Genomic DNA, 14563 nt, shown 5'->3' with positions numbered 1-14563 from the left:
CGATAAATAAAGAAATAACTATATTTGCAGCATGATTACGGAATATGGTATAGAGGCAAAGTCTAATTCTGAGATTATATCTGAATTAGGAGGACGATTCAAGCAATATCGTCTGTTCAGCAATCTCACTCAGAAAGAGGTGGCTGTAAAGGCTGGTGTGAGCATTTTCACCATTAGCCAGTTTGAAAAAGGCGAAGCTAAGAACATAGGCTTTGGCACTATTCTTTCTCTGTTGAGGAGCATTGGATTCCTGCAGGAAGCTGAAAAACTCTTGCCGCCGCTGCCAATTCTGCCTAGCCAAGTGAAGAAAATGAATGAAAAGAAGGAAAGGGTAAGACATGAAAGATAATGTTGTGCAGGTAATCCTGATTCACATTTCTATCGTAACCATGAACTTACGGTTCTTGGCAAGCGAAAGAATATAACGAAGCAGGATTTGATGCTTTTTGCACAAAAACAGGATATCAGAAATGCTTCTAATATCATAGAAGAAGTGGAAGACGTGGTGATGAACTTCAAGTCTTATGCCGAAAAAGTGGAAATCGATGAGCACTGGATACGCAAAATAGAACGGGTTTTGGAAGAAATCCGTAAGTAAGCGATTTCATATCATTTGGCGTTGATGGGGGAAGAGATTCCTGATAAAGTTTAGTATATGCTTGGGCGATGTTTTAAGGAAGAATAAGAAAGGAAAAGAAAGAAAAAGAATACGAAAAGATAATCCGAAACAGAAGTAATGGCAGCTATCTGTTTCGGATTTTTTTTGCAATGATTAATTTCCAGCGCAGTTCTTCCTCAACCACATCCCGAAGAAGCGGTCGTAGATGATATAGCTGCCATTGTACTTGTAGATGAATTCTCTATTGATCAGCGTCTTGAGAGCAAGACTCACGCTGCTGGCAGCAGGCAAGTTGTGGCGGCTGATGAAATCCTGCGAAAGAATGGAGGTGACAGCCTTATCCTGGGCAATGGCAGATAGAAGGGCAGCCTGATTGTCCGTAAGGGAATCGTAGTAATTCACGAATGCCACTTCCTGCTCGTTCACCAGTTCCAGGGTTACATCATTTATTTCCGCTGTCGTTATTTCCTTTCCGTTCTGATAGAGTCGGTTCAGAATATCCTGGATATACCAGGTTTGACCATCCACCTTATTATATAGATAGGCAAAGGTATCATGATCCATGGTCAGATTCCGGGTTCCCATCCATCTGTTGGCAAAACGATGATACTCATCCTGGTTGATGAGAGGAAGGTTGAGAATTTGCGAACTCTGATAGAATGGGCGCTTTGCCGACAGGAACATGTCGGTCATCATGTGCTGCTTGCTGCCTGCAAAGATGAAATATACATTCGGCAAGAACTGGATGTAGGAGCGCAGCAGGGCCTCTGTGCCATCTTCGGGATATTCGGCTATCTGCTGGAACTCGTCTATGGCAATATAGATTCGTTTTTCCGATTGTTTCAGATACTCGAAGATATGTTTAAGGGAATCTTCGCGCTGGCTTGGCGAAACCGTAATCGAGAACGTAGGGATTCCCGTCATCTCATCAAACGACATCGTAGGCTTGTAGCCAGCAAAGAAGGTGGTAATCTTGCGCATGGCAGTTTGTGAGAAAGTATCAACCTTCCCGATAACCGTCTTTGCCAATAATTGGATGAATTGGCTCAGATTTCTTGTGGCATTGATGTCGAGATAGAAACAATGCGTTTCAGGCTCCTGCTTGCTGATGTTCTCAAAGACATGGTGTATGAGTCCCGTCTTTCCGATGCGTCGGGGAGAGATGAGGACGATGTTGCGCTCATTCTGCAAAGCCTTCATGATGACTTCCGTCTCTTTCTTGCGGTCGCAGAAGTATTCTGCTCCCTTATATCCGTAGATAACAAATGGGTTATTCAGCTGTTCCATAACGTTTTATATCTATTCCATGTTTTATGTTACATGTTTTATGTAATGCAAAGGTAGTAATAATCTTTTAGGTAAGAAACATCTTAGTAAGAACTTTATTACTAATTAACTTTTAACTAGTTATACTGATGTCATTTTTGGGTTCCCCAAATTCAACAAGCATGTGCTAAACAACGAAATGCCTCAACCATACTGGTCGAAATCGGTTATTATCAGGTTAAAACCATTATTAAGTAAGCGATTTCATATAATTATAATACAGAAAAGGGTGGTTATTGCTTTTCTTTTTGTACCTTTGCACACAATTCGGCAATTGTACGTGCCAAATCATAAGAAGTGGAATCAAGAATATCTAATAATAAATAAGAAGTAATGACTACACTTACAATTTCTATTATTGTCGTTTTCGTGCTCGGCTATGCACTCATTGCCACCGAAAGCTTGACTAAGGTAAACAAGGCTGCGATAGCCCTGTTGATGTTGGTAGGTTGTTGGACCCTCTACATGATGGATCCAATGCAGTATCTCCAGTTGATGCACCCTGATTATACAGGCGGCGCAGCAGGAATGGTCGAGAAGGTGACCGGAATCATCCAGGAACATCTGGGCGATACCGCCACAACACTCTTCTTCCTGATGGGTGCGATGACCATCGTGGAAATCGTTGACCAGAACGGCGGATTCAACTGGGTTCGCAAGGTGATGAAGACCAAGTCGAAGCGTGCGCTCCTCTGGCGTATCGCTGTCCTTACCTTCATCCTCTCGGCTATCCTCGACAATCTGACCACCAGTATCGTGATGATCATGATTCTCCGAAAGCTCGTCACCGACCACAAGGATCGCATGGTTTATGCATCCCTCGTCATCATCGCAGCCAATTCGGGTGGTGCCTTCTCACCAATCGGCGACGTTACCACCATCATGCTCTGGAACAAGGGATTGATTACCGCAGCCGGCGTTATCGCCGAAATCTTCATCCCGTCTGTGGTTTCCATGGTGATTCCAGCCCTCATCCTTCAGACCATGTTGAAGGGCGAACTCGTGATGTCTGAGGTTTCTGACCAGCAGAATGCATCGGTCAGCGATTTCACCGAAGGTCAGCGCAAGGCAGTGTTCTGGTTGGGAGTAGGCGGTTTGATCTTCGTTCCTATCTTCAAGAGTATCACCCACTTGCCTCCATTCGTAGGAATCCTCCTGGTATTGGGCGTTCTCTGGATTGCTACCGAAGTTTTCTATCGCGGTTTGCATCGTGGAGCTGATGCCGAGGGCACTCAGAAGCGAGTAACCAAGTTGCTTTCTCGTGTTGATATGAGTACCATCCTCTTCTTCCTCGGTATCCTGATGGCAGTATCCTGCCTGGCTGAGATTGGCGTATTGACTGCTTTGGGTCAGGGCTTGAACGTCGTATTCGATGGCAACCACTACCTGGTTACTGGTATTATCGGTGTGCTTTCAAGTATCGTTGACAATGTGCCTCTGGTAGCCGGATGTATGGGAATGTATCCTGTGGCAGCCGCTGGCGATATGGCTGTGGATGGTGTCTTCTGGCAGTTGCTGGCCTACTGTGCCGGTGTAGGAGGTTCAATGCTGATTATCGGTAGTGCCGCTGGTGTGGTGGTAATGGGTTTGGAGAAGATTACCTTCGGCTGGTATATGAAGCACATCTCCTGGATTGCTTTCGTAGGTTACATCGCAGGTATCATCTGCTACTGGTTCATCCGCACCTTCCTTTATGCTATCTAAAGGATAAATGTTTTCGCTTACGTGAAAAAGTTTTTTTTTGAAGAAAAAGTCTCATAGTCTCATTTTCTATTAAAAATACCGGCTTAAAGACTTGATAGATAATAAGATAAAAAGAATGAGACTTCTCGGTTCTGATGCCGGGAAGTCTCATTTATGTCTCATAGAAGTATCATTATTTCACTTTTTCTTTACGAGATATTTCATTCCATCTGCAAATCTCTTGTGTTTCAACTCACTCATATTCGCCAGTTTCCTGCCGAATCCCATCAGGCTGTTTACCTTGAGCGATGAACCAATCTGCTTTTTCAGATAGTCGAAAATTTCGGCGGCAGTAAGATAGTCACCCTCTTTCTCATCCTCAACCAATTCAAAATAGAGCAGGAAATACTGATCTATCGGCTGGATTATCTCAAACTGGCTGTTGCTCTTCATGATCAGCTTCACCTGCTGCGCATCGAAATAACTCTTTTCGCCATTGTTCAAGGCAGAAAGTGCCTGGGCAAAAAGCTGCTGATAGTTCGGACGAACGCTCACGTCGATAGGCCCCGTCAGTTCCACACCGATGAATCTTCGATTGCCGGATGGATCGGAGAGAATATCCTTCATGTTGCTCGTGGCGATGAACGAGGCGAGACGAGGAAATTCCATGACATGACTGCCATACGGAGGCTTGTATTTCAGCGTAGGCAACTGGATGAGATTCTTCAGGAATCCCTGCTGCACCTGTGGTGAAATCTGGTTGAACTCATCGAGATTGATGACCATAAACTGCGCCATCGCCTGATAAACCTGACGCTTTTCCGACAGAATAAGATTGTCACTATACCCCCACTGCAGTTCCGGCGGCAACAGTCGGCGACAGAAAGTACTCTTGTTGTAACCCTGTTTGGAAATGAGAAGCGGAGCCACCGAGTTGCCGTATTGGCGATGTGAATAGCCGCGCCACTGGTCCACCATGCCCAGGAACCAGGTGTAAAACCAGTCAGCCCAATGAGGATTGGCGGTAGGCACCGTGCGGGCCAAGGCACGGATATGATCCTTTCCATCCCATTTGTCGTAGCACTGGAAGAGATATTCATCTATCGGATTATAATTTTTGATATAATCAGACTCCAGGAAATTACGTACATCCTTGATGCTCACCCGGATATCAGCCAGCTGCACCTCCAGCGTCATGCGCTTCTGTACTCTGGGTTCCACAGGTTGGTAGCCATACCATCCCTTGTCCTTCGGCAGATATTCCACATATTTCATCACCGTGTTGTATCTGAAATCATATCTGCTTTTCAGCAGCTGCATCATGTTCACGATATTCTCGCGAATACTGTTTCTGTCAACTTTCTTTTCTTCTTCCGGAGCCCTGAAATCAGGAATTGTCTGCTGACAATTATCCGTGTTGGGAGCTGGGCTTTGAGATCGTGCATGGCTATCAATCTTCATCGCCACCGCCTTGCTGTTGAAATAAGGCTCCGCATCGAGCGTCATCATGAAACTGTTGTGAATCGAAGGCTCTTGGGATAGGGTAGAGCCAGCCTCGATAGAAGGTTTCGGACCATCTACAAGAATCGAAGCCTTGACAATAGCCTGATATACAGGGAAAATCTGCTGGTAAGCGATGCGATAGAGATGCTCGGCATCCGCCTCAGATGTAGGCAGGGAATCATTTTCGCCCTGGAATTTTATCAGAACGATAACAGTCTTTCCGTCGGCACCTGTGATGGCGGCAAGGGTAGAAGGCAGAATGGCTACCGAGCGTTTAACGCCCTCCGCACCATCAACATCAGTAATGTTGCCAAATTTCAGCAGCAGGATGCCGTTGAAAGCCTTCATCTTCAGGTTGTTGTTGTCGTCTTTGGTGAATTCAGCAGCGGGATAGATGTGCATCCATTTCGGCATATCCTTGTAGCCTTCATAGTTGTTGCTAAGATACGGAACGCTTTCGCGGAAGTGGGTGATAGTCAGTTTGCTATCATCCCTTGCGAATCGTTCCATCAGCTTCTCCATCGTCTTGGTACTTACGAGAAGCTGTTTTTTATTGTTTGTATGTACGATAGTTACCTTCATTGTATTTCTGGTTAATGGTTAAGTGTTAACTGTAAACTATAAATTGTAAACTATAAACTCTTTTCGGTGTTGCCCAAAACAGGTCACGATATTTGGGCACTTATTGCCCGCCTTATGGGCACTTGTTGCCCAGCCCTTGTTCTGTGGATGCCCGCTTGGTGGGCTGTGGATGCCCGTGTAACGGGCATGGTAGGATCAGCTAGTGGGCACAGAGGGAACATCTGATGAACTGAAAAAGTAGACATATAGTTGCTCTCCTAAACTGGAATACTAGACATATTCAGTATAGTGAAACGGGAATGAATACATCTTTAGTTTTATCAAACCGTAACAATAAATACTTGGAAAGATTAGATGTTTGTGAAGTCAATCTCTTCCGAGAAGTGTTCGAACTCAACGTCTTTATATCCGTATCTGGCGAAGAGCTGTTTGATATATTTCTGCTGTTCCGGGAGGAGTTTCAGTTGTCCCAGTTTGTATCGGTAGTATTGTCCTTTGCTACCGAGGTAGCTTCTCATTTCGGCGCGCAGTGTGGGTGCGTCTTTCACTTTCATTTCGGCAAAGAGTTTGTCGAATCCCCATGCCATTTTCACGACACGCAGCGGAGCGAAGTACTTGCAATTCCCGTTTTTCAGGGCATTTGGGAAGATGGCATCTCCTCTATCAGTCTTCTCGTTTTTGTAGAGGCCGGATAGATAGTGGATACACTTGTCTTTCATCGGACATGGTTCGGTGAAGCAATAGGTGATGAGGCTAGGAACGTTTCCGTATTCGAAAGCCTTTTTCAAAAGTTCCTTTTCATCCATATTTCTTAAGTATTAAGAATAAAACATTCTGTTTTACTAAACGCAAAAATATCCTGTTTATTGCCTTACAAATGCTATTATTATCACTTCATAAAGCATTTTTTTTCGATGCAAGCAAGAAATCATGATACTTCTCGCTAATTTATGATACTTCCATGATACTTCTTCCTTCATTTTTAGAGAAGTCTCATTCGTGATAAAGTGCTGTGTATTAAAGATATAAGCCTTATTCTACATCGAAAAATGAGACTTTGATACTTTTTTCGAGAAAAAAATATCCATATGCGCGTATGCTAACCTTATTTTTTATTCTAATCCACCATTCTCACTTTTTAGTGAGTTTCTTGCATGGATTGTTGTGGTAGATAAGCAGTTTATTATAATAGGTAATATAAACTGTGTGACTTATAAGGATGTGTTTCGAAAACAATTTATGGTAAAATTGCTATCTCGATGTTGCAAAATGTTCTTTTAACGATCTGTTTTGGTTAATTTAGAGTTAAAAATTTGCGTGAATGAAAATTTCTGATTATATTTGCAGCAGTTTAGTAAAAACTAAAAATGGCTGAAAAGTATCAAGTAAGAAAATTCGAGCCAGTCAACAATAGTAGTTATCAATTCTTTGAGGTCGCTGTTAATGGAAAATTCCAATTCCAAGAGTTTGTCGACAATCTAAAAGATGAACAAAGGGATTTAAAAAAGTTAAACGCTATATATGGATACATGGACAGTTTGAGTCCGTCTAATCTTTTGCCAAAGACAAAGTTTAGGTCTATAAAGTGTAAGAAATGTAAAAATGTATATGAGTTTAAAAAGAATGATATTCGTGTGTACGTCATTTTGGAAAGACCCGATGTTTTTGTAATTCTCGGTGCATATAAAAGTAACCAAGATTTAGACATCAAGAAGATTGATAAGTTGTTCAATGGCTTTGAAATGTGATTATTATGGACAGAAAAGAAGTATTGAAAAGCCCAGAGTATTGGACTGCTAAAACTCAAATAGAGCTTTACAATCAAGCTGAGAGTTTTATGAAAGAGACTGGTCGTAACAAAACACAGTTGGCAGAGTATCTCGGAGTTTCCAAAGGATATGTCTCCCAGCTATTGAATGGAGATTATGATCATCGTCTCTCTAAGTTTTTTGAGTTGTCGCTTGCATTTGGCGTTATTCCACAGATAGATTTTATACCTGTAGGGAAGTACGTCAGTGATGATGCTTGTTCTAAACAATTTAAAAATATTGCATTGCCAAATGCAAATTTTGTAGAATGGAATGATGGGGAAATTCATGTCAGCTATTCTATGAAGAGTAATGAGATTATGTGTCCAGTTAATACTGACACACCTAAGAATGCAGCATAAATTATGACTAAATTTAGAATGTTTGGTATTCATTTAGACCAGTTTGCAATCTTGTGCGAAGACTGCAAAGATGAAGTTGGTATGAATGTTAGCCTAAATTTCAAGTATGGTGATGAAGGAAAGAAAGTCGCTTGTGTTGTTGCATTTGACTTCACTTCTGAATCAGAAAAAGTAATGGTTTTAAAGATGACGTGTGAATTTGAAATCCAAGTAGATGATTGGAAGACTCTTCGCAATGACAAAGAAGTAGTCATACCAAAAGACCTTCTTGAATTTTTCGCAGTTCACACGATTGGAACAGCGAGAGGTGTTTTATTCTGTAAAACAGAAAACACTCAGTTCAACTATATCGTTATCCCACCAATAAATGTTTCGGAAATGGGAATATCAGATTTGACAGTAAAATTAGAATCCAAAGATAATTAACCTATAAGGAGCGGTGTTTACGGATTTTAAGCTTCATCGTGAGGGGAAATGGATTCTATTCCTGCGGAGGATTTGCTTAATGAATAAAGCGTAGAATCCTGCTGACATTACTGCCGGCAGGATTCTACGCTTTTCTTATATGTCGATTGCAAATAGAACTCTATTGAACTCTCTTGTGATTTCTTATTCAGCATTTGTCTGCTGCTCAGTCTCTGTAGCCTCCTGCTGCTGAGTAGTCTCCTGTTGTGTAGAATCCTCAGTGGTAGCTTGTGACTGGATAGGAGTGCCAACTTCTGTTTAATGTTACTTACTTTCTTTCTTTTTTGTGGATTCATTATCGAACCCGCTATTCATAGTCACAATCTGCGTACCAAAAAGAAGATGAAAAATGATATGTATTGATTATCAAATGTTTATGTTTTGTGCGTCAAAAGTAGATGGTGTGGAAAATAAGGAAAGTATGTGGAAACATTCCCCAAAAACTAAAGCTCCTTGCCAAGTAAGACTACTTCTTCTTCCCATTTGTGTCTCCTCACACAACTTTTTTCGAAACATTTTTCGATAAAAGTTTTGTTGTTAAAAATAAAACTTGTACCTTTGCATCGGGTATTGTTCTAAGATTAGGATGGTTCCCAAGACATTGTGGGTAAAAACAAAAGCATTCGCTATTATTTCGCGTTTAGCCAAGAGCGTAGGAAACTCAATTTGGAATAACAAGCACGGAAATAATATGTGATAGGTGGTTCGTATATATATGTAGCCTCCAGTCAATCCGATTAAGCAATGCAAACACGCTATAGGCGTGATGCATTCTTATGGATTGACTGGGGCTCCATTCCTACGCCGCCCCGTGCTAAACGCGATAAGAGGCATCACGCCCTTTTTGTGTTTTAGCGGATTGATAGTTGGGTGCGTAACAACTATCAATAATTATGGCAAATAGTACATTATCAAATGCTAAGGCTGCCAAGAAAGACGAGTTCTATACCATGTTTTATGATATAGAAACCGAAATGGAAGCCTATCTCGATTACAATCCAAATGTATTTCGTGGCAAGACGGTTCTTCTGCCTTGCGATGACCCGGAGTGGAGTAATTTCACTAAGTATTTTGCACAAAACTTTGAAGATTTGGGTTTGAAGAAACTCATCTCAACGAGCTATGCTATCAATAGCAAGGTTATTAAAGCAGGAATTCAAACATCCTTTTTGGAAACAACTTCTCCAAAGTTTGACAAGTCTAAGACTAACACCCATGGTAAAATTTTCGTTTTAGAAAAAGACACTACTGGTGATGGTAAAATCAATCTTGAAGACTTGGAGTGGGACTATCTTGAAGGAGATGGTGATTTCAGGAGCGAAGAGGTTAAAAAGTTAAGAGATGAAGCGGATATTATTGTAACCAATCCACCATTTTCGCTTTTTAGAGAGTTTCTTGCATGGATTGTTGAGGCTAATAAGCAGTTTATCATTATAGGAAATATAAACTGCGTTACCTATAAAGAAGTATTCCCATTGCTTAGAGATAATAAGGTTTGGATGGGATGTACTATCCATAGCGGAGACCGTGAATTTGGAGTTCCAGATGAATATCCTTTGGAAGCAGCAGGATGCAGAATTGACGAAAATGGAAAGAAATACATTCGTGTAAAAGGGGTAAGATGGTACACTAATATAGACCATGGTCGTCGCCACAATCCATTGTCTTTGATGTCTATGGCTGATAATATTAAATATAGTAAGCATAAGGATATTCAAGGAAAAAAGTATCAGCATTATGACAATTATGATGCCATTGAAATTCCGTATACAGATGCAATTCCTTGTGATTACGAGAATTTAATGGGTGTACCAGTTACCTTTCTTGATAAATATTGTCCAGAGCAATTTGATATTATTTGGCAAGCATGTGGAAATACAAGAGCTTCTGCACCTAAGGAAATATTAGATGAAGTCGGATACACCATTCATCCAGAGGATAGAGGTGGATGTGGAGTCGTAAATAATAAGCGACAATATGCTCGAATATTAATCCGTAAAAAACATTTATAAAATGGAAAAGGAATTGAAAATATATACAGTAAAGGAGTTATGTGAAGGTTTTACATATAGTGATGTTGACGGAAAGGGGTTGTATGGTTTAGCGGGTAAGCTAACCATACAGCCAGAGTATCAGCGCAACTATCTCTATAGTGAGAATAATAGTGAGAAAGAAGCCGCTGTTATAGATTCCGTCTTGAAGGGATATCCTTTAGGTTTGCTCTATTTCAACAAACTTCCTGATGGACGTTTAGAGGTTCTTGATGGACAGCAACGCATTACAAGCCTTGGTAGATACTTGATAAGAAAGTTCTCTATCATGAGAAATAACAAACCGTATAAAATCTTTTCGTTGGATGCTGAAGAACGAGAACGCATAGAGAATACAGAGTTAATCGCATACATTTGCGAAGGCACGGAGTCAGAAATCAAGGAATGGTTTGAAATCATCAACATTGGTGGTATCAAACTCAATGACCAGGAGAAACTGAATGCGATTTATTCAGGACCTTTCGTTTCTGCAGCCCGAAAGGAGTTTAGTAATAAGGATGATAGTCATATACAGAAATGGGGATGCTACATCTCTGGCTCTGCTAACAGACAGGAAATTCTGCAAGAAGCCTTGAGATGGGTTAGTCATGGCAACATCAAGGATTATATGCAGGAGCATCGTCGTGATACCGATATCAATGAACTCAAACTATATTTCAACGATGTCATTTCATGGATAGAGCAGACCTTTGATGATGTCTATCCCAAGATGAAGGGATTGAATTGGGGAGAACTCTACGAAAAGTACCATACTACTCCATACGATCATATCAAGGTTTCACAAAAGGTGAAAGAGCTTTATAACGATCCATGCGTTCAAGATAAAAAGAACGTGTTTGAATATGTGCTTGGCGGTTGTAAGGATACAAGACTTCTGAATGTCCGTGTCTTTGATGACAATACCAAACGCAGGGTTTATGATCGTCAGACGGCAGATGCCAAAAAGAAGCATGAAAGCAATTGTCGTCTTTGTGCTTGTGGCGATGGTCCCAATAAGGATAAAATTTGGGCATTAAAGGAAATGGATGCCGACCATGTACAAGCATGGAGCAAAGGTGGAGCCACAGACGAAAGCAACTGCCAGATGCTCTGCAAGACCCATAATCGGGCTAAAGGAAACAGATAGTTTGAGTATGGATAGAGTGCTAGAGAAGTTAGGCCGGTATCCTTGTTTGGAATGGGCGATAGCATTGATTCCGGTACTCTTCGGAGGACTGATATATTTGCTTTATCGGCCTAAAAGCATTTTTTTGTTTGAGATATTGAACAAAATGGGTGGTTCCACGACTATTGATATAGTAAGGAATAAAGTAGAACAGATTCATTTGCCTGATTTTGTGGTTTATAGTTTGCCTGCTGGGTTATGGACAGCATCATATCTTATGGCTATGTATTTATGTACTAAGCAGCTGAATAAGAAAATGAGGCTATCTTTAGCTCTACCTCTTCCTATATCTGCTGTTGTATTAGAATTCATGCAACTGTTCAATCTTTGCCCTGGTATCTTTGATATTTATGATTTAGTGTGTTATATGATTCCGATAATAATGTTTTTTAAAATAGTTTGATATGAAAAAACAAGATGATTTAAGTGTTGGAGGGGCTTTATTCCTTTCCGTAATTTTTGCTATTATGGCTATATTGTCTTACAATTCTGATGAGTCAGGAAATCCCATAGCCATAATACCCGCTATAGGTGTAATTGTTGGCTTAGTCATGGCTCTTAATGCCAAAAGTAAGGCTTCTGATCGAAAGGCAAGAAAAGAACAGCAGGATATTTTTGCCCAGACGCTGGATTACGATGATTGTTTTGGAAATGGTGACTTAAAATTATATTTTAATTCCCAAAAACAGGACGTGACCGTATGCGCTACAACTAATGAAGGTAGAAATACACAAGTAGTTAGAGATTTTTCTGTTACGGAAACGGTGAAAACAGATAGTTACATCGTATCTTATGATGCTACTCATAACAAGATTTTGCGTATAAAGAATAACAATGGCAATATAATGCTTAAAGAATTCAATCTCAATTACACTTTGAAAAAATGGGATGTAGTAATGAAGAAATCTACTCCAGCTGTTAAGGCGTATAATGATTATGCTTTCATTACTGATGATGTCAATGAATTTGTTGCTATCGTGACTCCTACAAGTATGCATCTGCACCGATATTCTGATATCGTAAGCATTACGTATGAAGAAAATGGTAATGATATGTACAATAAGTCTCTCGGTGGAGCTGTTGTTGGTGGTTTGCTTTTTGGTGGTGTTGGTGCTATCGTTGGTAGTAATACTGCAAAGGCTGTCAAAAACAAGAAAATCGAAAGGATGTCTATAAAAATATTGCTCAAGAGTACTTCTGATCCCACAATTTTGCTTGAAATTTTCAAAGCAGGAAAAGATAGAGCTATTCTTGAGACAAAGAATACTGCTGATAAGTTTTTCTATGAGGGGCTGATGAAAGAAGTTACAGGCATAAAGGACATTTTTTCCATCATCATAGATATAGTTGATAAGAGTAGTGCAAGCCAAAACCAGCAGATAAGTGTCTCTACATCAAATAGTATTGCTGATGAACTTACCAAATTGGTGCAGCTCAAGGATGCTGGAGTTCTTACGGAAGAAGAATTCCAGGCACAGAAAGCAAAATTATTGCAATAATAAATACCGGAACAAATCATGATGCCACTTCTGCCCTTAATCTTAGCATCAATCTATGCTATGATGCAGGATATGATCAGGGGCAGGAGGATGGGTATCATGATGGTATTTTCCTCTCTACGCTTATGAAAAAGGTATCTTAAAATTGGCTGATGGAAAAAGATGGGTATTAGCCGAATTTTAGTCGAAGTTAGCCGAATTTTTAGTCGAAGTTAGTCAATCTTTAGCTTGCTTCTTTGTCGTAAAATATTGAAAGCCAGTTGCTAATGATGAAATCTAACTTAGTTGAACTTTTGAACGTTTAGTCGAACTCAAAATGGGATATCTGCTTTGGAAATATTTCCCTTCTTGGCTTAGACTAAAAGTATCTGAAGGAGCATGAAAGGGAATAAGTGTTGTCGTTAAAAAGTGAAGTTGTGTAATCGGTACAGCACTATTGCCAGATAGGGATGACTTTACGATTGGTTGGTTGTATGAATAGAAAAAATATGGAAAATGAAATTATAAAAGAAAGATTCCTCGGTACCATCTTTGGACAAGCTATAGGAGATGCCTTGGGACTGAGCACGGAGTTTATGTCCAAGCAAGAGGTGGATCGTTTTTATCCTAATGGGATAGAGGACTATTCACAAATCGTGCAGGATGATCATCGTCGTCGTTGGCAAAGAGGCGACTGGACTGATGATACCGATATGATGCTGTGTATCTTAGATTCCTTTGTGGCTTGTCAAAAGGTAGATATTCTTGATATTGCCAGAAGGTTTAAGGAATGGATGATGAACGGAGGTATGGGAATTGGCCGGCATACCTATAATGTAATGGCTCTTGGCGACTATACTTCGAATCCACAGAAGGCTGCAGAGATTATCTGGAAGATGGGAAAGAAAAAAGCTGCAGCTAATGGAGCCGTCATGAGAACTTCGGTGGTAGGGCTTCTGAAGGAAAATGTGACTAGTAATGCTGAGAATATCTGTAAGCTAACTCATTATGATCCTCGCTGTGTGGGCTCTTGCGTTATCGTTTCTTCTATCATACATGCTCTTGTCTTTGAAGACAGGATATTGGATTATGAAGAGGTGATTGGCATTGCCAAACAATATGATGAACGAATCGTTCCATTTATTGACTTGGCATATCATGAAGGTCTGGATTCTTTGTGTCTGGATGATGAAAAGAGTATGGGATATACGCTCAGAACTTTAGGGGCTGCCCTATGGACTTATTGGCATGCAACCTCGTATAAAGAGGGTATCCTGAAGATTGTTTTATCAGGAGGAGATGCGGATACCAATGCTGCTGTAGCAGGAGCTATCCTGGGTGCTAAATTTGGAATATGCCATATTCCTGACGAATGGAAAAGTGGCCTTCTCTATGCTTCTATGCTCCATGACAAGGTGCTGGAATTCTACGCAATGTATCGATAAAAACGTATCATTGTCTGTTGTTTGTAAATCGCCCGCCAATGGCGGACGATTTGCAAGAATAGCCCTCAAATCTTTT

13 protein-coding genes and 1 pseudogene are annotated in these 14563 nt (G+C 40.7%); 11 read left to right on the top strand and 3 right to left on the bottom strand.

Annotation, left to right across the window (positions count from 1 at the left end; genetic code table 11):
* Nucleotides 1–31: 31 nt before the first annotated feature.
* Both AAAT87_RS04910 and AAAT87_RS04905 read left to right on the top strand, forming a co-directional pair.
* Nucleotides 32–349 (top strand): helix-turn-helix domain-containing protein, encoded by a 318-nt coding sequence (locus tag AAAT87_RS04910; protein ID WP_089543833.1) that lies wholly within the window; start codon nt 32–34, stop codon nt 347–349.
* Between the two features lie 90 nt (nt 350–439).
* A complete protein-coding gene (locus AAAT87_RS04905) occupies nt 440–598 on the top strand; it encodes a hypothetical protein (protein WP_349225796.1) in 159 nt (52 codons plus the stop codon).
* Between the two features lie 174 nt (nt 599–772).
* On the opposite strand, the gene AAAT87_RS04900 is transcribed toward AAAT87_RS04905, so the two are convergent.
* A complete protein-coding gene (locus AAAT87_RS04900; protein WP_349225795.1) occupies nt 773–1906 on the bottom strand; it encodes an AAA family ATPase in 1134 nt (377 codons plus the stop codon).
* 372 nt (nt 1907–2278) lie between these two features.
* Here AAAT87_RS04900 and nhaD point away from each other — a divergent pair, with 372 nt between their 5' ends.
* Complete coding sequence (gene nhaD / locus AAAT87_RS04895) at nt 2279–3649, top strand: sodium:proton antiporter NhaD (RefSeq protein ID WP_349225794.1); 1371 nt, start codon at nt 2279–2281, stop codon at nt 3647–3649.
* A gap of 177 nt (nt 3650–3826) precedes the next feature.
* On the opposite strand, the gene AAAT87_RS04890 is transcribed toward nhaD, so the two are convergent.
* Nucleotides 3827–5713, bottom strand: a complete 1887-nt coding sequence (locus tag AAAT87_RS04890; protein ID WP_349225793.1) for a VapE domain-containing protein — start codon at nt 5711–5713, stop codon at nt 3827–3829.
* Between the two features lie 350 nt (nt 5714–6063).
* Complete coding sequence (locus AAAT87_RS04885; protein WP_218414868.1) at nt 6064–6519, bottom strand: DUF6078 family protein; 456 nt, start codon at nt 6517–6519, stop codon at nt 6064–6066.
* A gap of 310 nt (nt 6520–6829) precedes the next feature.
* On the opposite strand from AAAT87_RS04885, the pseudogene AAAT87_RS15525 reads away from it, so the two are divergent.
* From AAAT87_RS15525 to AAAT87_RS04845, 8 genes and pseudogenes are all read left to right on the top strand, one after another.
* Nucleotides 6830–6940, top strand: a pseudogene (locus AAAT87_RS15525) (adenine-specific methyltransferase EcoRI family protein); the annotation flags it as partial.
* Nucleotides 6941–7080: 140 nt separating this feature from the next.
* Nucleotides 7081–7461, top strand: a complete 381-nt coding sequence (locus AAAT87_RS04875; RefSeq protein ID WP_144152976.1) for a hypothetical protein — start codon at nt 7081–7083, stop codon at nt 7459–7461.
* Nucleotides 7462–7466: 5 nt separating this feature from the next.
* Nucleotides 7467–7883, top strand: a complete 417-nt coding sequence (locus AAAT87_RS04870) for a helix-turn-helix transcriptional regulator (RefSeq protein ID WP_144152978.1) — start codon at nt 7467–7469, stop codon at nt 7881–7883.
* 3 nt (nt 7884–7886) lie between these two features.
* Nucleotides 7887–8309: a hypothetical protein gene (locus tag AAAT87_RS04865; protein ID WP_218414866.1), complete on the top strand. Its 423-nt coding sequence runs from the start codon at nt 7887–7889 to the stop codon at nt 8307–8309.
* Between the two features lie 932 nt (nt 8310–9241).
* A complete protein-coding gene (locus AAAT87_RS04860; RefSeq protein WP_349225792.1) occupies nt 9242–10360 on the top strand; it encodes an adenine-specific methyltransferase EcoRI family protein in 1119 nt (372 codons plus the stop codon).
* A 1-nt stretch (nt 10361) separates the two neighbouring features.
* On the top strand, nt 10362–11525 hold the full coding sequence (locus AAAT87_RS04855; RefSeq protein ID WP_349225791.1) for an HNH endonuclease family protein: 1164 nt from the start codon (nt 10362–10364) through the stop codon (nt 11523–11525).
* Nucleotides 11526–11968: 443 nt separating this feature from the next.
* Nucleotides 11969–13063: an SHOCT domain-containing protein gene (locus AAAT87_RS04850; RefSeq protein ID WP_349225790.1), complete on the top strand. Its 1095-nt coding sequence runs from the start codon at nt 11969–11971 to the stop codon at nt 13061–13063.
* A gap of 488 nt (nt 13064–13551) precedes the next feature.
* The gene (locus AAAT87_RS04845; protein WP_349225789.1) at nt 13552–14487 is read left to right on the top strand and encodes an ADP-ribosylglycohydrolase family protein; all 936 of its coding nucleotides are present in this window, start codon (nt 13552–13554) and stop codon (nt 14485–14487) included.
* Nucleotides 14488–14563 lie beyond the last annotated feature (76 nt).

Source organism: Segatella sinensis, assembly GCF_040095255.1.
GTDB classification, from domain to species: domain Bacteria; phylum Bacteroidota; class Bacteroidia; order Bacteroidales; family Bacteroidaceae; genus Prevotella; species Prevotella sinensis.
The sequence above is the reverse complement of the archived record's forward strand: the minus strand, read 5'-3'. Positions and strand labels throughout refer to the sequence as shown.